The sequence below is a fragment of the Pseudomonas sp. HMSC08G10 genome (assembly GCF_001808425.1).
GTDB lineage: Bacteria > Pseudomonadota > Gammaproteobacteria > Pseudomonadales > Pseudomonadaceae > Aquipseudomonas > Aquipseudomonas guariconensis.
The window spans coordinates 132,612-150,920 of sequence record NZ_KV793321.1; the positions used below are offsets into that span (position 1 = coordinate 132,612).

Below are 18,309 nucleotides of genomic sequence, written 5' to 3' on the forward strand. Positions count from 1 at the left end.
TTACCTGTCACGGACCCATGGTCCTGAAGGAGAGCTTCAACCCTATGATCCGCCGCACCCTGCCTGCCGTTCTCGCCCTGTTGTTCAGCTCGCCCTTGCTGGCCGGGCAGCAGACGTTGTTCAGCTTCGTGCGTCCGGCAGCGGTGGTCAATGTGACCACAACCGATGCCCATATGCCGCAATATAACGCCGAGCAGACCACCGAAGGCGAGGTGCTGCGGCGCGTGGTGTTCAACCCAGTGCAGCAGCCGACCTTGCGCCTGAGCCCGCAGAATGGCGCTTGGGACTGGTCAGCCGGCCAGGCCCTGACCCTACGATTGCAAAGCGCCATGGACTGGGCATTGACTGTGGACGTAACGGTGCAGAGTAGCGACGGTCGCACCCTGAGCAGCCGTATCGACCTACCTGCGGGCCCTGCGCAGACGGTGCTGGTGCCTTTGCGGGCCCGTTCGCCATTGAGCCAGGGCATGCGCGCCGGGCCGCCGATGCCCTGGATGTATGAGGGGCAGCGCGTATTGCTCGCGAGCAGTGCAGGGGAGGTGGATCTTGCGCAGGTGGTTGGCGTCAGCCTGAGCATCCCTAATCCGAAGGTGGCCCAGAGCCTGCTGATCGAGAGGGTCGGCATCCAGGACGATGACCAGGTCTTCACGGCCGCCTACGAAGGGCTGCTCGACGCCTACGGCCAGTCTACGCGCGGGCGATGGCCTGAAAAAATCACCAGTGATGAGCAGTTGAAAGCCGCCCGAGGACGTGAGCAGCAGCAGCTCAAGGGCTGGCTTGATGCCCGCGGCAAGCAACAGCTCGATGCCTATGGGGGGCTGCTGGCCGGGCCGGCATTCGAAGCCAAAGGGTTCTTTCGAACCGAGAAGCGCGACGGACGCTGGTACCTAGTGACGCCGGATGGGCACGCGTTCTATTCCCTGGGCGTCAATGCAGTGGCCACCGATGGCGGGCGCACTTATGTGGCGGGCCGCGAAAGCATGTTCAAGGCTTTGCCTGGCGAGGGTGAACCGCTGGCAGCCTTCTATGGGCAGGGTAACAACGACGATGGCAATGCCTCATCGCAGGGGCGCAATTTCAAGCAAGGTCGCTGGTTCGACTTCTATGCAGCCAACCTGTACCGCACCTATGGCGAGCCTTGTCCGGCAAGCCCAGCGGTGCCGTGCCCACCAGCCACCCTGGATGCTGCACGCTGGCAGGCCCATACCTTGGACCGGCTGCAGGCCTGGGGCTTCAACACCCTGGGCAACTGGAGCGAGCCGGCGCTGGGGCAGGCTCGGCGGATACCCTATACCCTGCCGTTGTCGATCGTCGGCGACTACACCAGCATCAGCACCGGCATGGATTGGTGGGGCCGCATGCCCGACCCATTCGACCCGCGCTTTGCCATGGCGACCGAGCGTGCGGTCGCCATCGCGGCTCGGGATCACCGTGATGACCCATGGCTGATTGGCTACTTCGCTGACAACGAACTGGCCTGGGCGGCCCCTGGCGAAGACCCCAAGGCCCGCTATGGCCTGGCTTACGGCACCTTGCGCCTGACGACCGATGTGCCGGCCAAGCGCGCCTTCCTCAAACAGTTGCGCGACAAGTACCGCAACCAGCAAGGCTTGTCCAAGGCTTGGGGCATCGACCTGCAGGCCTGGGAGCTGATGGAAGACCCTGGTTTCGAAGCGCCTTTGCCGAACCCCGAGCATCCCGAGATCGAGCGCGACTACCAGTACTTCCAGCAGGTATTTGCCGAGACGTATTTCAAGACCATCTCCGACGCGCTCAAATGGCATGCCCCCAACCACCTGTTGCTGGGCGGTCGATATGCGGTGAGCACCCCGGAGGCGGTCAAGGCCTGCGCCGAGTTCTGCGACGTACTCAGCTTCAATTTCTATACCCTCAAGCCTGAGGACGGCTATGACTTCGCCCGCTTGGCTGAACTGGACAAGCCCGTACTGGTCTCGGAGTTCCAGTTCGGCTCGCGCGATCGTGGACCGTTCTGGCCGGGGCCGGTGGAGGTCGCAAGGGAAGAGGACCGTGGGCCGGCCTATGGCAACTTCCTCAAGGCGGCTCTGGCCCAGCCGATGATCGTCGGTGCGCACTGGTTCCAGTACCTTGATCAGCCGGCCAGCGGGCGCCTGCTCGATGGGGAAAACGGCCACCTTGGCCTGGTCGCCATTACCGACGTGCCGTATCCGGGGTTTGTGGAGGCGGTGCGCAAGAGCAACCAGCAGGCGCTCGAGCACCTACGCAAAGGCCTGGAGCAGCCTGTGCACTGAGGGTAGTGCCGCTATGCGGCTGTATGGCAGTAACAATAGAGCGTAGCGGCCCCGTGCCACGCATGACCATCCGGCCACATTCAGTTTGCAAATTGGCCAACTACTGGAACAATGCACGACTTTCGTTGAGATGAGTCGTACGGAGAGCTGTCGGGTGCAGATCCAGGGTCACTATGAGCTGAAGTTCGAGGCGGTGCGCGAAGCCTTCGCCGCGTTGTTCGACGATCCCCAGGAGCGTGGTGCGGGACTGTGCATCCAAGTCGGCGGCGAAACCGTTGTGGATCTGTGGGCCGGCAGTGCCGACAAGGACGGCCGTGAGGCCTGGCACAGCGATACCATTGCCAACCTGTTCTCGTGCACCAAGACCTTCACTGCTGTCACCGCGCTGCAACTGGTCGGAGAGGGCAAGCTCAGCCTGGACGCTCCTGTGGTGCGCTACTGGCCCGAGTTCGGCCAGGCCGGCAAAGCGTCCGTGACATTACGCCAATTGCTCAGCCACCGGGCGGGCCTACCGGCCATTCGTGAACTGCTGCCGGCTGAGGCGCTTTACGACTGGCAAACCATGGTCGATGCCTTGGCAGCCGAAGCACCCTGGTGGACGCCGGGCACCGAGCATGGTTATGCCGCTATCACCTATGGCTGGCTGATCGGTGAGCTCATCCGGCGTGTCGATGGGCGTGGCCCAGGCGAGTCGATCGTCGCCCGTACGGCTCGTCCCCTGGGGCTGGATTTCCATGTCGGTCTGGCCGACGAAGAGTTCCATCGCGTGGCGCACATCGCCCGTGGCAAGGGCAACCCCGGCGATGCTGCGGCCCAGCGCCTGCTCCAGGTAACCTTGCGTGAGCCTGAAGCCTTGTCCACTCGTGCCTTCACCAATCCGCCGGCCATTCTCACCAGCACCAACAAACCTGAGTGGCGACGCATGCAGCAGCCAGCGGCCAATGGCCATGGCAATGCCCGCAGCCTCGCAGGCTTCTACGCCGGCCTGCTCGACGGCAGCTTGCTGGAGTCGGAACTGCTCGATGAGCTGACCCGTGAGCACAGCCTTGGCCAGGACCGAACCTTGTTGACCCAGACACGCTTCGGCCTGGGTTGCATGCTCGACCAGCCCGACGTGGCCAACGCGACGTTCGGATTGGGCGCCCGGGCCTTTGGTCACCCAGGTGCCGGCGGTTCGGTCGGATTTGCCGATCCGGAGTACGACGTAGCCTTTGGTTTCGTGACCAATACGCTGGGCCCCTATGTGCTTATGGACCCTCGTGCCCAGAAGCTGGTACGCGTTCTTGGCACTTGCCTTTGATCGGGTAGTGCGGGTAATGCCCAGGCCCTTTGACTATCCTCAATGCCAACGCCTGATGTGTGTTGGCAAAATTTCTTTCTATTTCATGGTGTATCGCTGATGTCTTCACATAAAACCTTAGCACTCGCTCTGTGCCTGGCCGTTACCGGCTGTGCCCAGCATTCGCAAAATGCGTCGAGCGACGCAGGCCACAGCTGGTGGCCGTTCGGCTCGGACAAAGTGGCCGAGCAGGAAGTGAAGGAAGCCGTGACTGAAAAGGTGGCCAAGGCCGATGCCAAGTCCGAGAGCGGCAGCCGCTGGTGGTGGCCGTTTGGCGGGGATGACAAGCAGGCCAAGGGCCCGGTTGCACCCAAGATCGACCAGAAAGCCACCCAGGCCTGGCTCGATGAATACGAGCCAAAGCTGCGTGAAGCCATCAAAGACAGCAAGTTCGAGTTGGAACGCCGTGACAACGTGCTCGCGGTGACCATCCCCGTGGACGGCTCCTACAACCCGGATCGCCCTAACATGCTGCTACCGATGACCCTGGGCCCGATCACTCGCGTGGCCAAGACCGTCGAAACCGACCCCAAGACCGCCGTGCTGATTCTCGGTCACGCCGACACCAGCGGCGCCGCCGCAGCCAACCAGAAGCTCAGCCTGGAGCGCGCAGCTTCGGTATCGGCGATTTTCCGCCTCAGCGGCCTGCAGCGTGACCGCTTGACCCTCAAGGGCATGGGCTCGGTAATGCCACGTGCTGCTAACGACAGCGCCGAAGGCCGCGCTCTGAACCGCCGCGTTGAAATGCTGCTGACCCCACAGAACACCATGGTTGCGCTGCTGGCCAAGTACCAACAGGCAGCGCCTGCACCTGCGCCTGCGTCGATGGTTGCCACCCAGGACGCTCCGACTCCTGCAGCCAAGGCAGCCGCCGGCAAGCCTGCGGCGAAGGCTGCCGCCAAGCCGGCCGCCAAAAAGCCAGCCGCCAAGGCCAAGGCTCCTGCCAAAGCCACTGCGAAGAAGAAAGCCGCACCGGCCAAGCCGGTTGCAAAGAAGGCCACGACTGAAAAGAAAGTAGCCTCTGCGAAGACCAACTGATCGTCAAGGAAACGCAGTCATGACCCAATCTCTGGCCGATATGCGGCGCGACTACACCCGTGATGGCCTGGCCGAAGCCCAGGCACCGGGTGAGCCGTTCGCCTTGTTCCACCAGTGGTTCGGCGAAGCCGTGAAGACCGAGCAGGCACCGGTTGAGGCGAACGCCATGACCCTGGCCACTGTCGATGAGCAAGGGCGTCCCCATTGCCGGGTGCTGTTGCTAAAGGGGCTCGACGAGCGTGGTTTCACCTTTTTCACCAACTACGACAGTGCCAAAGGCCAGCAACTGCTGGCCAATCCATACGCTGCCATGACGTTTTTCTGGCCGGCGCTGGAACGCCAGGTGCGTATCGAGGGGCGGGTGGAAAAGGTTACGGCCAAGGAGTCTGATGACTATTACCAGGTGCGTCCGCTGGGGAGTCGCCTGGGGGCCTGGGCTTCGCCGCAGAGCCGAGTGATTGCCGGTCGTGAGGAACTCGAAGGCCTGGTCAAGGCTACCGAGGCGCGATTCTCCGATACTCAGCCCCACTGCCCCGAGCATTGGGGGGGATATCGCCTGCTGCCTGAGCGTATCGAGTTCTGGCAGGGTCGCGCCAGCCGGCTGCATGATCGTTTGAACTATCGATGGGTAGAGGGTCAGTGGCTGCGTGAGCGCCTGGCGCCTTAACCTGTGTAAGCGGCGGCCTGGCGTTCAAGCCAGGCTGCCAGTTCCTTCCGCTTGATCTTCTGTCCCCGCGCCTGCTCCAGGCAATCAAGCATGTAGGCCCGTTTGACCGGGTCCTCGCCCGCCAGCGACAAGGCCAGGTCGCGGTCCATCCAGCGGCGCATGCGCACGTACAGCCACCAATGGAAGTACAGGCCTGTAACAGTCACCACAACGACGATGAAGTAATCCATGGCTATCCTTGGTTTTCGATAGTCGAGCCCGCAATGGGGTGTGCAGGCTGTACTGAAGCTGAATAAAAGCAAATTTGTAACGTCTGTGTCGTGACAGTCATCAACGCGCGGGGTCTAATGGACACCTGACTTATGGAGAGTTTCCCATGCGTAAATCCGTTTTGCTGGTGGCGAGTTTCACCACCATGTCGCTGCTGCTCGGCGGTTGTGCTTCCAGTCTGACCGGCGACAGCTATTCCCGAGATGAGGCCCGTCGCGTACAGACCGTGCGTATGGGCACCATCGAGTCCCTGCGTCCGGTGAAAATCGAAGGCACCAAGACCCCGATCGGTGGTGGTGCAGGTGCCGTGGTCGGCGGCGTGGCGGGTAGCGCCATTGGTGGCGGTCGCGGCAGCATCGTCGCCGCCGTGATCGGTGCCGTGGCCGGTGGCCTGGCAGGCTCCGCCGCCGAAGAAGGCCTGACCCGCACCCAGGGTGTGGAAATCACCGTTCGTGAAGACGACGGCAGCATGCGTGCCTATGTGCAGCAAGTGCAGCAGAACGAAATCTTCCGTGTGGGTGAGCGCGTGCGCATCATGACCGTCGATGGCACTAGCCGTGTGACGCACTGATCGTTCTATGGCAATCAAAAACCCCGACTCGGTTTACGCCGGTCGGGGTTTTTTTATTGCCGTAGTGTTCAGTTGATGGGCTTGCGACTGGCCATCGCAGTCATTGCGTAACCGATCAGGGCCGCGAAAAGGGAGCCGGTCAGAATGCCCATGCGGTCCATGCCGGCGAACTCGCTGTCCCCAGGTACGAAGGCCAGGGAGCCGACGAACAAGCTCATGGTGAAGCCGATGCCACACAGGATCGCAACACCCAGCACCTGCCCCCAGTTTGCGCCAGCAGGCAGCGCAGCCAGGCGCAGCTTGACCGCAAGCCAAGTCAGGCCGAACACGCCGACCGTCTTGCCCAACAACAGGCCGACGGCGATACCCATGGGAACCGGATGAGTGAAGCTGTCCAGGTTCATGCCCGCGAGAGAGACACCGGCATTGGCAAAGGCGAACAGAGGCAGGATGGCATAGGCGACCCAGGGATGGAGGGCGTGCTCCAGTCGCAGCAGTGGCGAGGAGGCGGCGTGGCGAGTGCGCAATGGAATGCACAAGGCCAGGGCCACACCGGCTAGGGTCGCGTGGACGCCGCTCTTGAGCACGCAGACCCAGAGGATCAGGCCTACCAGCAGGTAGGGTGTCAGCTTGATCACGCCCAGCCGGTTCATCGCCAGCAGGGTCAGCAGGCAAGCACCCGCCAGCATCAGCGAAACGTTCGACAGGGTACCGGAGTAGAACAGGGCGATGATGACGATGGCGCCCAGGTCGTCGATGATCGCCAGGGTCATCAGGAACAGTTTCAGCGACACCGGTACCCGCTTGCCGAGCAGCGCCAGCACGCCCAGGGCGAACGCGATATCGGTGGCGGTGGGAATGGCCCAGCCGGCGATGGCAGCTGGGTTGTCCCGATTGATCAGCCAATAGATCAGCGCGGGCACCACCATGCCGCCAATGGCTGCGGTGGCCGGGAGGATCACCTGGGAAGGTTTGGACAACTGTCCCTCGATGACTTCGCGCTTGACCTCCAGACCGATCAGCAGGAAGAACAGCGCCATCAGGCCATCGTTGATCCACAGCAGCAGAGGCTTGGCGATCTGCAGGGCGCCGACCTGCACGGCGACCGGCACGTCGAGCAGGCCGCCATACAGATACGAAAGGGGAGAATTGTTGATGATCAGGGCAAGGACCGCCGCGGCGATCAATAGCAGGCCTCCGGCGGCCTCCAGCTGGAGAAAACGGGTAATGAGGGTACGCACGGCCTGACGGGTCTCCATGAACGGGCTCGGATGAAAAGACGTACACCCTAGCGTGGGGGCGTGGGGTATTGGAACAAAAACGCCCTGCGCTTTTGTTATAGGTTTTTACGGCTCGATCTGCGAAGCCTAAAGGGCTTTTGCCGGACACAGTGATGGAAAAAGTCTGGCAGGTGTGAGGGTTCTTTCTGATCTTTGAACCCAGTTGAGGGCTGTGCTGCAGCCCTCGTTTCCATCTGAGTCAGGCATCGAGACCGAGCATGTCCCGTGCCACGGCTTCGGCGATACGAATGCCATCGACGCCTGCGGAAAGGATGCCGCCGGCATAGCCTGCGCCTTCACCTGCCGGGAACAACCCCTTTAGGTTGAGGCTTTGGTAGTCCGCACCTCGCGTGATACGCACCGGCGAGGACGTGCGTGTCTCGATGCCGGTCAGCACGGCGTCGTGCAGGTTGTAGCCCTTGATTTGGCGATCGAACGCCGGCAGCGCTTCGCGGATGGCCTCGATGGCGAAGTCCGGCAGGCTCGGCGCCAGGTCGCCCAGGGTCACACCTGGCTTGTAGGAAGGTTCAACGCTGCCCAGTTCAGTAGAGGGACGGCCAGCGACGAAATCGCCTACCAACTGCGCAGGCGCCTGATAATTGCTGCCGCCCATTACGTAGGCATGGGACTCCAGGCGTTCCTGCAGTTCGATACCCGCCAGCGGGCCGCCCGGGTAATCGCGCTCCGGATCGATGCCGACAACGATGCCGGAGTTGGCGTTGCGCTCGTTACGCGAGTACTGGCTCATGCCGTTGGTGACCACTCGGCCCGGCTCGCTGGTGGCGGCGACCACGGTGCCGCCCGGGCACATGCAGAAGCTGTAGACCGAACGGCCGTTCTTGGCATGGTGCACCAGCTTGTAGTCGGCAGCGCCCAGCTTCGGGTGCCCGGCATATTTACCCAGGCGCGCCTTGTCGATCAGTGACTGCGGGTGTTCGATGCGGAAGCCGACCGAGAACGGCTTGGCCTCCATGTAGATGCCTTTGGCATGGAGCATGCGGAAGGTATCGCGAGCACTGTGGCCCAAGGCCAGGACCACATGGCGCGAGTGTAGCTGTTCGCCGCTCTCCAAGACCACGCCGGTCAGTTGACCGTCATCGATCAGCAGGTCGGTGACCTTTTGCTCGAAGCGGACTTCCGCGCCTAGGGCAATCATGTCCTGACGCATCTGCTCGACCATGCCGGTCAGTCGGAAGGTGCCGATGTGCGGTTTGTTGATGTAGAGGATTTCTTCTGGCGCACCGGCCTTGACGAACTCTTCCAGGACTTTGCGGCCATGGTGGTTCGGATCCTTGATCTGGCTGTACAGCTTGCCGTCGGAGAAGGTGCCGGCGCCGCCTTCACCGAACTGGACGTTGGACTCGGGGTTGAGCACGCTCTTGCGCCACAGGCCCCATGTGTCCTTGGTGCGCTGGCGTACTTCCTTGCCACGCTCCAGGATGATCGGGCGAAAGCCCATCTGCGCCAGCAACAGGCCTGCGAAGATGCCGCAAGGGCCGAAGCCGACCACGATCGGCCGTTCCTGCAGGTCGGTAGGTGCATGACCGACGAACTTGTAGCTGATATCGGGGGCAACGCCGATGTTGCGATCGTCAGCGAACTTGCGCAGCAGTTGCGCTTCGTTGCTCGCTTCCAGGTCGATGGTGTAGATGAACAGCATTTCGCTGTTCTTCTTGCGGGCATCGTAGCTGCGCTTGAACAGGGTGAAGCTGAGCAGTTGTTCATCGGTGATGCCCAGGCGCTCGACGATCGCGTCACGCAGGGCTTCATCAGAGTGGTCCAGGGGCAGCTTCAGTTCGGTGATTCGTAGCATGGCAGGGTCCAGTATCCCGGCCATGGGCGGCCGGCGGCTTTACACAAACCGCCAAGTATAAGCTGTTAGCCTTCCTGACTGGAGGATAAAAGCGCCCCGGTGATCAGTTGTCGCGGGCACCGCCGTAGTAGCCGCAGCCTTGCAGTGTCTGGCCATCGATACGCAGCTCGGCGCGCAGATGGCGAACAGCTCCGGTGGCGCCATCGATGCAGCGTTGCGGGGCGACCCACAGCTCGATGCGTTGGCCATTGGCTTCGCTGGACAGGCTCAAGCCACCGCCAGGCATCTGCTCTTCTAGGTAAGGCAGGGGCAGTGGGTCCTTGCCGACACGCTCCAGCACCATGCCCTTGCCGCTGGCCTTGATCGCCCAGTCCGGCTCGTGGCCGTCGGCGCGCAGGGTCAGTTGCTTGAAGTTGGGGTCTTCGCAGGCCTGTGCGGAAGGTTCGAGGCGATACAGGCGTTGCACTTCCAGACGGCCGTCGTTGTTGGCCTGCTTGGTGCCGGTCAGGCTGCCGCGCACATCGGCGAACAGCTTGTCGCCTGCGTCGTCGGCCAGATTGGCAGCCTCCTGCAGGATGCCGGTGCCGGCAGCATCGCTGACCACGAAACGGCGGGCTTCATTGCAGGGTTTGAACAGCAACTGGCCGCCCCCGGCGCTCAGCTCGCCCTGCATGCGGGTGGTGCCGATATTCGGATCGACCGGCTTGTCCGCCATGAGCTGGCAGCCGGCGAACAGCGGCAGCAGGGTGACGAGCAGCAGGGGAGGGGTCAGACGCATGGGGCGGGCTCCGAAAACGTTGCAAAAGAGCTGGCCACGTTACTCAGGCTGGACGTCTATCACAAGCGTGGGGTTGATTGTGCCGGCTCGTTCGCGGGTAAAACGCGAGGGCATGCCTGGTGAATGAGGCGCCTGCCTTTCAGGCATGAAAAAAGGGCCCGAAGGCCCTTTTTCAATCGTAGGTCGATCAGCCGCCCAGATAGGCGTCGCGCACCTTCGGGTCGACCAGCAGTGCTTCACCGGTACCCTGCATCACAACCTTGCCGTTCTCCAGCACATAGGCGCGGTCGGCGATCTTCAACGCCTGGTTGGCATTCTGCTCGACCAGGAACACCGTCACGCCGTCACGGCGCAGTTGTTCGATGATGTCGAAGATCTGCTGGATGATGATCGGCGCCAGGCCCAGAGAAGGCTCATCGAGCAGCAGCAGCTTGGGCTTGCTCATCAGCGCCCGGCCGATGGCCAGCATTTGCTGCTCGCCACCGGACATGGTGCCGCCTCGCTGTACGTAGCGTTCCTTCAGGCGCGGGAACAGCTGCAGAACCTTGTCCAACTGCTCCTGGTAATCGCCCTTGTTGGTGAAGAAACCGCCCATTGCCAGGTTCTCCTCCACGGTCAGGCGGGCGAACACACGGCGGCCTTCCGGCACGACCGCGATGCTCTTGCGCATGATGTGCGAGGAGGGCTGGCCGACCAGTTCCTCACCCAGGTACTTGATGCTGCCGCTGTGGGCCTGGGGCGAGCCGCAGAGGGTCATCAGCAGGGTGGATTTGCCGGCGCCGTTGGCGCCGATCAGGGTGACGATCTCGCCCTGGTTGATCTCCACGTTGACGCTGTGCAGCGCCTGGATCTTGCCGTAGAAGGTGGAAACGTTCTCGAACTTCAGCATTTACGCCTCCCCCAAGTAGGCCTTGATCACATCAGGGTTGCCGCGAATTTCTTCCGGCGTACCATCGGCCAGGGGTGTGCCCTGGTTGATCACCACGATGTGGTCGGAAATGCTCATCACCAGTTTCATGTCGTGCTCGATCAGCAGCACGGTCACGTTGTGGGATTCGCGCAGGTAGGCGATCAGGGCCTTGAGGTCCTCGGTCTCCTTGGGGTTCAGGCCGGCGGCTGGTTCGTCGAGCATGATGATCCGTGGCTGGGTCATCATGCAGCGGGCGATCTCCAGGCGGCGTTGCTGGCCGTAGGCCAGGGTCCCGGCGGTACGGTTGGCGAACTCGGTCAGGTTGACCTTCTCCAGCCAGTACTGTGCGCGCTCCATGGCCTCCTTCTCGCTGCGGCGGAAGCTCGGGGTCTTGAACAGGCCTGCGAAGAAGTTGGTGTTCAGGTGGCGGTGCTGGGCGATCAGCAGGTTTTCCAGGGCGGTCATTTCCTTGAACAGACGCACGTTCTGGAAGGTCCGTACCACGCCTTTGCGAGCGATCTCATGGCCGGCCAGGCCCTGGATCGGCTGGCCATCGAGCAGGATGGTGCCACCGCTGGGCTTGTAGAAGCCGGTCAGGCAGTTGAAGACGGTGGTCTTGCCGGCGCCGTTCGGGCCGATCAGCGCCACCACTTGTTTCTCCTTGACGGTCAGGCCCACGCCGTTGACCGCCAACAAGCCGCCGAAGCGCATGCTCAGGCCGCTGACTTGCAGAATTTCGCGGCTCATCGACGCAGCTCCATATGGGGACGTTGCATAGGCAGAAGGCCCTGCGGACGCCAGATCATCATCAACACCATCAGGGCACCGAACATCAACATCCGGTACTCGCTGAACTCACGCATCAGCTCCGGCAGCAGGATCATCACGATGGCCGCGAGGATCACGCCCAGCTGAGAACCCATGCCGCCCAGCACGACGATGGCGAGGATGATCGCCGACTCGATGAAGGTGAACGACTCCGGTGTCACCAGACCCTGACGGGCGGCGAAGAAGCTACCGGCGAAACCTGCGAAGCACGCGCCGAGGGTGAAGGCCGACAGCTTGATCACGGTCGGGTTCAGGCCCAGTGCACGGCAGGCGATCTCGTCCTCGCGCAACGCTTCCCAGGCGCGGCCGATCGGCATGCGCAGCAGGCGGTTGATGACGAACAGCGCCAGCAACGCCAGCAGCAGGGCCACCAGGTAGAGGAAGATGACCTTGTTGATCGAGTTGTACGGCAGGCCAAAGAACTCATGGAAGGTCTGCATTCCCTCGGCGGCGCGGCGTTCGAAGGTCAGGCCGAAGAACTCCGGCTTGGGGATGTTGCTGATGCCGTTGGGGCCGCCGGTCCAGTCGGTGAGGTTACGCAGGAACAGGCGGATGATCTCGCCGAAGCCGAGGGTCACGATTGCCAGGTAGTCACCACGTAGGCGCAGCACCGGGAAACCGAGCAGGAAGCCGAACGTGGCAGCCATCAAGCCGGCGATCGGCAAGCATACCCAGAAGCTCCAGCCCAAATAGTGCGAGAGCATGGCGTAGCTGTAGGCGCCGACGGCGTAGAAGCCGACATAACCCAGGTCGAGCAGTCCAGCCAAGCCGACCACGATGTTCAGGCCAAGGCCCAGCAACACGTAGATCAGGATCAGTGTGGCGATGTCGACCGCGCCGCGCGAGCCGAAGAACGGCCATACGAGCGCCGCGACGATCAAACCCATGATCACATAGCGCTGGGTTTTGGGCAGGGTCAGGTAGTTGCTGACGGCCGGAGGGATCAGTTTGCGATCCGAGCGGCGGCCCATCACCGAGTTCCATTGCTTGTCGAACAGCACACGCAGGAACATCAGTACCGAGCACACGGCGATGATGCTGATGGTGAACGAGCCCTGGCTGTGCACGGCCAGGCTGATGCCATCGATGCTCAGTTTCAGGCCCAGTACCGGGAAGGCCACCGCCCATACCAGCAAGGCGCTGAAGAACGCCTGTTTGAGATTTCTGTTCATACTTTTTCAACCTCCGGACGGCCCAGGATGCCGGTCGGCCGGAACAGCAGGACAAGAACCAACAAGCCGAACGCCACGACGTCCTTGTACTGGTCGCCGAAGATATCGGCACCAAACGCTTCGGCCACGCCCAGCACCAGCCCGCCGAGCATGGCGCCCGGGATGCTGCCGATGCCGCCCAGTACCGCCGCGGTGAAGGCTTTGAGGCCCACCAGGAAGCCGGCGTTGGGGTTGATAACCCCGTACTGCATGCTCAGCAGCACGGCCGCCACCGCCGCCAGCGCGGCGCCGATGACGAAGGTCAGGGCGATGATGTTGTTGGTGTTGATGCCCAGCAGGTTGGCCATCTTGATGTCCTCGGCGCAGGCACGGCAGGCGCGCCCCAGACGGGAACGGGAGATGAACAGGGTCAGGCAGGTCATGGCCACCAATGTGACCACGAACACCAGGATCTGCATGTAGGACACCAGGACTTCCTCCGCACCGCCCGGCCCGAACGAGAAAGCGCCCGGAATCAGGTTGGGGATGGATTTGTCCTTGGAGTCCTGGGAAAGCAGGACAGTGTTTTGCAGGAAGATCGACATACCGATAGCAGAAATCAGCGGGATCAGGCGGTTGCTGTTACGCAGCGGCCGGTAGGCGACCCGTTCGATGCTATAGCCATAGGCACTGGTGACGAAGATCGTCGCGACGAAAGCGACGGTCATCAGGATCGGCAGCGAATGGATACCCATCATGGCCAGGCCCGCAAGGGCGATGAAGGCCACGTAGGAACCGATCATGTACACCTCGCCGTGGGCGAAGTTGATCATGCCAATGATGCCGTACACCATCGTGTAGCCGATGGCGATCAAGGCATAGGTGCTGCCGATGGTCAATCCATTAACCAGTTGTTGGAAGAAATGGTAGATCTCAGGCATTACAGCGCTCCTAAAAACCTGATTTGCATTCGCTGGCGGGTGGTGAACCCGTCCCGTATCGAGGGCTTGGCAACGATGACAGGCACGGCCAGGGAACCGCGGGTGACGGTTTTAAGATTTTCAGGTGAACCCCCTCCCGGATCGCGGGAATCGGGCCCATGAACCTCGTAAAACAAAGCCCACTGCTCACACAGTGGGCTTTCGGTTAGCTAGTCACGCTGTTACTGGGGAGAGACTTCGGTCTTCGGTTTGCCGAAGTGCCATTCGTAGACCACGAACTTGAAGTCCTTCAGGTCGCCTTTGTCATTGAACGACAGATCGCCGGTCGGAGTCTTGAAGGTGCCTTTGTGGATTTCGGCCGCGACTTTTTCGGCGTCGTCGCTGGTGCCGGCGGCCTTGATGCCGTCAGCGATCACCTGGACGGCGGAGTAAGCCGGGAACACGAACGGGCCGGATGGATCTTGGTTCTTGGCCTTGATGCCGTCGACGATGGCCTTGTTCGCAGGGTCGGCGTCGAAGGACTTGGGCAGGGTGACCAGCAGGCCTTCGGAGGCATTCTGGGCAATCTGCGAGATGGAGTCGTTGCCGACGCCTTCTGGCCCCATGAACTTGGCTTTCAGGCCTTTTTCCTGGGCTTGGCGCAGGATCAGGCCCAGTTCTGGGTGATAGCCACCGTAGTAGACGAAGTCGACGTTGTTCTGCTTGAGCTTCTGGATGATCGAGGAGAAGTCCTTGTCACCAGCGTTGAGGCCTTCGAAGACAGCGACCTTGACGTTCTTGCCTTCCAGGGTCTGCTTGACCGCGGTGGCGATGCCTTCGCCGTACTGCTGCTTGTCGTGCAGGACCGCGACGACCTTCGGTTTGACGTGGTCGGCAATGTAGTTGCCGGCGGCAGGGCCCTGGGCGCTGTCCAGGCCGATGGTGCGGAAGATCAGCTTGTAGCCACGGGCGGTGATTTCCGGGCTGGTGGCAGCCGGGGTGATCATGATCACGCCTTCGTCTTCGTAGATATCCGACGCAGGCTGAGTGGAGCTGGAGCACAGGTGGCCGACCACGAACTTGACGCCATCGTTGACCACTTTGTTGGCGACCGCAACGGCCTGTTTAGGGTCGCACGCGTCGTCGTATTCCTTGGCCTCGAGCATCTTGCCGTCGATACCGCCTTTGGCGTTGATGTCCTCGATGGCTTTTTTCGCGCCGATGAACTGCATGTCGCCATACTGGGTGACCGGACCGGTCTTAGGGCCGGCGATACCAATCTTGATGGTGTCGGCGGCAAACGAATGGCTGGCAACCCCGGCCAGAACCATTGCGGCGAACAGCTTGGAAATCTTGATCATAGTGCTCCACTCATTCTGTTGTAATTCTTATAGTCCTGGCGGCCAGGGCTACAGATCGGGCGGCTCCGGCATGGCCACGCCATGTCGCAAGCCTACCTTCCCCCGGAACATGTCCCGGAACTGTACCGGTACAGTGTAGAGCGCCCTTCGAGCGCTTGAAAAGCGGGCGAAAAGCGCGACTTTCTCCGGGTGTCGCCTGATCGAAACAAAGATACAGAAAAGCGCCATTACTTTGCCTGCATCCTTGGCCCCACCCCACAACTTCGGGACTGATCGACCAATTTACGTATTTGAAACCGGGTTTTTCTGCAAAAATGCCGGCCTTTTCAAATGCCACATTTCTGCCGGTAGGAACCCATGACTGATCAAGCAAGCACCCTCTATGCCAAATTGCTCGGCGAGACGGCAATCATCGAGTGGAAAGCATTGGAGCGTTTCTGGGCCAAAGGTGACCTGATTTGGGTCGACCCCAGCCTGGACCTGATCGCTGTTGCCGAGGCGATGGCCGAGAATCGCAGCGAGATCTTCGCCAAGTGGCGCAATGATGGCACTGTGGCGCCCGTCACCGCAGAGCAGGCGCTGGACCTGCAAAGCCGCGATCCAGAGATCTGGGCGGTGGTCGTTTCGCCGTTTATCGTGATCCAGGTAAAGAAACCGGAATAAGCGCGGGCGTTTTTAGTGCGCGAAAACGCACAGTGCGCCACAAGGGTGCGCATTGACGCTCACGTAAGGTGGAAACAAGTAACAACGGCGCCGCGGTTCGGCGTGGCGGTAACAGTTTACGGCATGCGTAATGGACATCCCGCTTCAGCCTTGGCTAGCGCCAGTTGAATCCCTGGAGCTGGCCAAGCCTGCGATGGGCCGCGACGCGGCCCCAAGCGGTCCGTTAGTAATCCACCCGCCCGGTATGGTTGTTCAGAGAGATGACCCGAGTCTTGCCTATCCGGTGGCGGAAGATTTCGCGCAGGTATTTCACTGCTTTCTTCACGCACTCGCGTGACAGGCGGATGTCGTTGATCGAGACGAAGCGGCTCTTGTCGTTGATCAACTCGCGGTACTTCTTCTCGTACATCGGTTTGATCGCGTACCAGTTGGTGTCGAGGATCTTGGCCGGGTTTTCGAACTCGTTGAGCAGGTCGTCGATGCGTTCTTCGGCGAAGTGCTCGCTGGTGATGAATTCGAGGATGGCGTTGTCCAGCGTGTCGTCGAAGCGGTACGGGGTACGCGCGAAGCAGCGCTTGATGAAGGCCACGATCAGTGTCAGGAAGTCGTCCGACAGGCACGGACTCTTGGCGATCAGGGTGGTCAGCGACAGATTCGCCGATGCGCCGATGACCAGCGCGTAGCGCTTGAGCGTGGTGTTGGGGAACAGGCTGTTGAGGTGGGTCTTGAGCCGGTTCAGGTCCATGTACGACAGCTTGTAGTCCTTGGGCAGCGACACGATCGACACCACCGAGGAGCAGTTCTTGAAGAAGTGCAGGTCGTGCAGGGCCGCGGCGTCATAGCCGGAGGCTTGGTATTGCTCGAGCGCCGCGCGGTAACGACGCGATTCGATCGGCAGCAGGCTGATCCCTTCGATGGCCTGGGTCTGCTTGTTGAAGTGCGGCAGGTCGATGGAGCGGAAGAACAGATCGTCGATGTCCAGCCGCGGGCTTTCCTTCTCGAACACCTTGAACTTGTCCGAAGCCGGCGCAGGGCGCTCCGGCACCACCGACTCGGCATAGGCGATGGCGACCGGGCCTGCCAGGCTCATGAACAGGTCGTTGGCGTCCAGGCGAATGGTTTCGCCAATGTCGATGCCGGCGCGACGGAAGTAGTTCTGGTCGTAGTCGGTGGTCACGGCCTGGGCCGTGAGGATGTTGAAGATCTGCTGGGAGATGTACTGGTTGGCGTGCTTCTCCATGGCGTTGACGTCGATGTTCTGGATCGTGCCGTCGTCGCTTTCCTCGGCATAGCGCATGATGTCGTTGGAGATGAGCATCATGGCATTCCAGGGGCGGATGCGCCCCATGACGCTGGCTTCGCTGCTGTCTTCGTTATCGAAGTTGTACGAGAAGTCCCATTCTTCCGACAGGTACTTGCACAACAGGCGCCCGGCATTGATGTGCAATGCCTCGGACATCTCGCTGCGGTGGTCGGAGATATTCGGCAGCACGCAGATGCCGCTGGTGAAGATCGGTTCGAAGACGAACGAGTGACCGCTCTTGCCGTCGTTCTCGTCGGCTGGCTTGGTATCGAAGGTCTTGTTCATGTACGAGTACTGCTGGGCCAGGCCGAATTCCGAGGCCATGCCCGAGCCGGTACCGCCGCCGGCGCTGAAGATGTAGAAATACAGGCGCGACTGGTTGGCCTTGATGCCGCAGGAGTCGATCAGGTACGAGTGGATCAGTTTCCAGTCGGCGCTGGAGAAACGCTGGGTGTCCTTGTTGAGGATGATCTTGGCCAGGTACTGGCCTAGTATCGGCGCGTTACCGGCCCCGCCGGCATGGACCTCTGACAGGTCCATGATTTTCATCTTGCTGTAGTCACGCAAGAATCCACCGCGCTCGCCTTGGCGGGAGAAGCGGATGCGCCCGGCAATGTCCTTGTCCAGGTCACCGAGCATTACCAGCGGCTCCACCAGAAACACCGGCTTCATGGCCTTGTTCTGTACCAGACGCAGGTTCTGGCGGATCCAGCGCGCTGGGCTGTAGCCAGTTTCGCCTTTGTGCCGATCCTCATTGTTGAACTCGTTGAGGAAGAATGTCCGGGCGTTGTAGACCAGCTCGGCCACGTCAAGGGCGATGTTCGAGCCACAGCGGCCCAGGCCGATCAAGCACACCGAAGGGAACTGTTGCTCCAGGCGCAGCTGGTTCTCATCCTCGGCGTGCAGGTTCTGCGGAAACACCAGGTCGCGCAGGCCATCGAGATTATCGAGGATGCGTTGGATGTCCGGTTCGGTGTAGTACAGGTATTGCTGCGTGGGCACACTGCGCACCGGCGCGAGGTCCCGGGCGGCACCCGTGGGCAGGGGGGAGGGGATCGACGACTCGGGCACCGCATTGGCAGAAGTAGTTGTTAGGGTCATAGTGCGCCATTTGCCTTGGGTGGTGGGCCGTCGGACAATTTATGTC

General features: G+C 61.5%; 16 protein-coding genes. 6 read left to right on the top strand and 10 right to left on the bottom strand.

All coding sequences use genetic code 11. The features are described 5' to 3' along the window. Positions 1-44: 44 nt before the first annotated feature. The 4 genes from HMPREF3173_RS17815 to pdxH all read left to right on the top strand — a co-directional run bounded on the left by HMPREF3173_RS17815 (position 45) and on the right by pdxH (position 5,314). On the top strand, positions 45-2,270 hold the full coding sequence (locus HMPREF3173_RS17815) for a beta-galactosidase (protein WP_070575076.1): 2,226 nt from the start codon (positions 45-47) through the stop codon (positions 2,268-2,270). A gap of 154 nt (positions 2,271-2,424) precedes the next feature. Continuing rightward, a complete protein-coding gene (locus HMPREF3173_RS17820; RefSeq protein WP_070575079.1) occupies positions 2,425-3,570 on the top strand; it encodes a serine hydrolase domain-containing protein in 1,146 nt (381 codons plus the stop codon). A gap of 99 nt (positions 3,571-3,669) precedes the next feature. Further along, a complete protein-coding gene (locus tag HMPREF3173_RS17825) occupies positions 3,670-4,647 on the top strand; it encodes an OmpA family protein (protein ID WP_070575082.1) in 978 nt (325 codons plus the stop codon). Positions 4,648-4,666: 19 nt separating this feature from the next. Beyond that, positions 4,667-5,314 (top strand): pyridoxamine 5'-phosphate oxidase, encoded by a 648-nt coding sequence (gene pdxH, locus HMPREF3173_RS17830; protein WP_043213110.1) that lies wholly within the window; start codon positions 4,667-4,669, stop codon positions 5,312-5,314. Here the strand turns inward: pdxH and HMPREF3173_RS17835 are convergent. Next, positions 5,311-5,544: a hypothetical protein gene (locus HMPREF3173_RS17835; RefSeq protein ID WP_043213111.1), complete on the bottom strand. Its 234-nt coding sequence runs from the start codon at positions 5,542-5,544 to the stop codon at positions 5,311-5,313. The genes pdxH and HMPREF3173_RS17835 overlap by 4 nt on opposite strands. Before the next feature lie 146 nt (positions 5,545-5,690). Here HMPREF3173_RS17835 and HMPREF3173_RS17840 point away from each other — a divergent pair, with 146 nt between their 5' ends. After that, on the top strand, positions 5,691-6,155 hold the full coding sequence (locus HMPREF3173_RS17840) for an outer membrane lipoprotein (protein WP_043213112.1): 465 nt from the start codon (positions 5,691-5,693) through the stop codon (positions 6,153-6,155). A 68-nt stretch (positions 6,156-6,223) separates the two neighbouring features. On the opposite strand, the gene nhaA is transcribed toward HMPREF3173_RS17840, so the two are convergent. The 8 genes from nhaA to HMPREF3173_RS17880 all read right to left on the bottom strand — a co-directional run bounded on the left by nhaA (position 6,224) and on the right by HMPREF3173_RS17880 (position 15,196). Further along, positions 6,224-7,414: a Na+/H+ antiporter NhaA gene (nhaA, locus tag HMPREF3173_RS17845; RefSeq protein WP_070575085.1), complete on the bottom strand. Its 1,191-nt coding sequence runs from the start codon at positions 7,412-7,414 to the stop codon at positions 6,224-6,226. A 220-nt stretch (positions 7,415-7,634) separates the two neighbouring features. Then, the gene (locus tag HMPREF3173_RS17850; protein WP_070575090.1) at positions 7,635-9,248 is read right to left on the bottom strand and encodes an NAD(P)/FAD-dependent oxidoreductase; all 1,614 of its coding nucleotides are present in this window, start codon (positions 9,246-9,248) and stop codon (positions 7,635-7,637) included. A 103-nt stretch (positions 9,249-9,351) separates the two neighbouring features. Further along, positions 9,352-10,026, bottom strand: a complete 675-nt coding sequence (locus tag HMPREF3173_RS17855) for a COG3650 family protein (RefSeq protein ID WP_070575092.1) — start codon at positions 10,024-10,026, stop codon at positions 9,352-9,354. Positions 10,027-10,213: 187 nt separating this feature from the next. Further along, entirely contained in the window at positions 10,214-10,915 is a 702-nt protein-coding gene (locus tag HMPREF3173_RS17860; RefSeq protein WP_043215137.1) for an ABC transporter ATP-binding protein, read from the bottom strand. Next, positions 10,916-11,683: a high-affinity branched-chain amino acid ABC transporter ATP-binding protein LivG gene (gene livG / locus HMPREF3173_RS17865; RefSeq protein ID WP_043215134.1), complete on the bottom strand. Its 768-nt coding sequence runs from the start codon at positions 11,681-11,683 to the stop codon at positions 10,916-10,918. Further along, complete coding sequence (locus HMPREF3173_RS17870; RefSeq protein WP_043215133.1) at positions 11,680-12,936, bottom strand: high-affinity branched-chain amino acid ABC transporter permease LivM; 1,257 nt, start codon at positions 12,934-12,936, stop codon at positions 11,680-11,682. The genes livG and HMPREF3173_RS17870 overlap by 4 nt, the downstream gene beginning before the upstream one ends. Continuing rightward, a complete protein-coding gene (gene livH / locus HMPREF3173_RS17875) occupies positions 12,933-13,856 on the bottom strand; it encodes a high-affinity branched-chain amino acid ABC transporter permease LivH (protein ID WP_043215131.1) in 924 nt (307 codons plus the stop codon). The genes HMPREF3173_RS17870 and livH overlap by 4 nt, the downstream gene beginning before the upstream one ends. A 221-nt stretch (positions 13,857-14,077) precedes the next feature. Then, the gene (locus HMPREF3173_RS17880) at positions 14,078-15,196 is read right to left on the bottom strand and encodes a branched-chain amino acid ABC transporter substrate-binding protein (RefSeq protein WP_070575095.1); all 1,119 of its coding nucleotides are present in this window, start codon (positions 15,194-15,196) and stop codon (positions 14,078-14,080) included. A 357-nt stretch (positions 15,197-15,553) separates the two neighbouring features. On the opposite strand from HMPREF3173_RS17880, the gene HMPREF3173_RS17890 reads away from it, so the two are divergent. Beyond that, positions 15,554-15,859 carry a DUF2288 domain-containing protein gene (locus HMPREF3173_RS17890; RefSeq protein ID WP_043215123.1) on the top strand — a complete coding sequence of 102 codons (306 nt, stop codon included), beginning with the start codon at positions 15,554-15,556 and terminating at the stop codon, positions 15,857-15,859. Between the two features lie 223 nt (positions 15,860-16,082). On the opposite strand, the gene HMPREF3173_RS17895 is transcribed toward HMPREF3173_RS17890, so the two are convergent. Continuing rightward, positions 16,083-18,263 carry a hypothetical protein gene (locus HMPREF3173_RS17895; RefSeq protein ID WP_070575098.1) on the bottom strand — a complete coding sequence of 727 codons (2,181 nt, stop codon included), beginning with the start codon at positions 18,261-18,263 and terminating at the stop codon, positions 16,083-16,085. Between the last annotated feature and the right edge of the window lie 46 nt (positions 18,264-18,309).

Coding starts and splice junctions, on each gene's coding strand:
- HMPREF3173_RS17895 (WP_070575098.1), bottom strand. CDS start 18,263: ATGACCCTAACAACTACTTCTGCCAATGCGGTGCCCGAGTCGTCGATC.
- HMPREF3173_RS17870 (WP_043215133.1), bottom strand. CDS start 12,936: ATGAACAGAAATCTCAAACAGGCGTTCTTCAGCGCCTTGCTGGTATGG.
- HMPREF3173_RS17825 (WP_070575082.1), top strand. CDS start 3,670: ATGTCTTCACATAAAACCTTAGCACTCGCTCTGTGCCTGGCCGTTACC.
- HMPREF3173_RS17850 (WP_070575090.1), bottom strand. CDS start 9,248: ATGCTACGAATCACCGAACTGAAGCTGCCCCTGGACCACTCTGATGAA.
- HMPREF3173_RS17835 (WP_043213111.1), bottom strand. CDS start 5,544: ATGGATTACTTCATCGTCGTTGTGGTGACTGTTACAGGCCTGTACTTC.
- livG (WP_043215134.1), bottom strand. CDS start 11,683: ATGAGCCGCGAAATTCTGCAAGTCAGCGGCCTGAGCATGCGCTTCGGC.
- livH (WP_043215131.1), bottom strand. CDS start 13,856: ATGCCTGAGATCTACCATTTCTTCCAACAACTGGTTAATGGATTGACC.
- nhaA (WP_070575085.1), bottom strand. CDS start 7,414: ATGGAGACCCGTCAGGCCGTGCGTACCCTCATTACCCGTTTTCTCCAG.
- pdxH (WP_043213110.1), top strand. CDS start 4,667: ATGACCCAATCTCTGGCCGATATGCGGCGCGACTACACCCGTGATGGC.
- HMPREF3173_RS17860 (WP_043215137.1), bottom strand. CDS start 10,915: ATGCTGAAGTTCGAGAACGTTTCCACCTTCTACGGCAAGATCCAGGCG.
- HMPREF3173_RS17855 (WP_070575092.1), bottom strand. CDS start 10,026: ATGCGTCTGACCCCTCCCCTGCTGCTCGTCACCCTGCTGCCGCTGTTC.
- HMPREF3173_RS17815 (WP_070575076.1), top strand. CDS start 45: ATGATCCGCCGCACCCTGCCTGCCGTTCTCGCCCTGTTGTTCAGCTCG.
- HMPREF3173_RS17890 (WP_043215123.1), top strand. CDS start 15,554: ATGACTGATCAAGCAAGCACCCTCTATGCCAAATTGCTCGGCGAGACG.
- HMPREF3173_RS17840 (WP_043213112.1), top strand. CDS start 5,691: ATGCGTAAATCCGTTTTGCTGGTGGCGAGTTTCACCACCATGTCGCTG.
- HMPREF3173_RS17880 (WP_070575095.1), bottom strand. CDS start 15,196: ATGATCAAGATTTCCAAGCTGTTCGCCGCAATGGTTCTGGCCGGGGTT.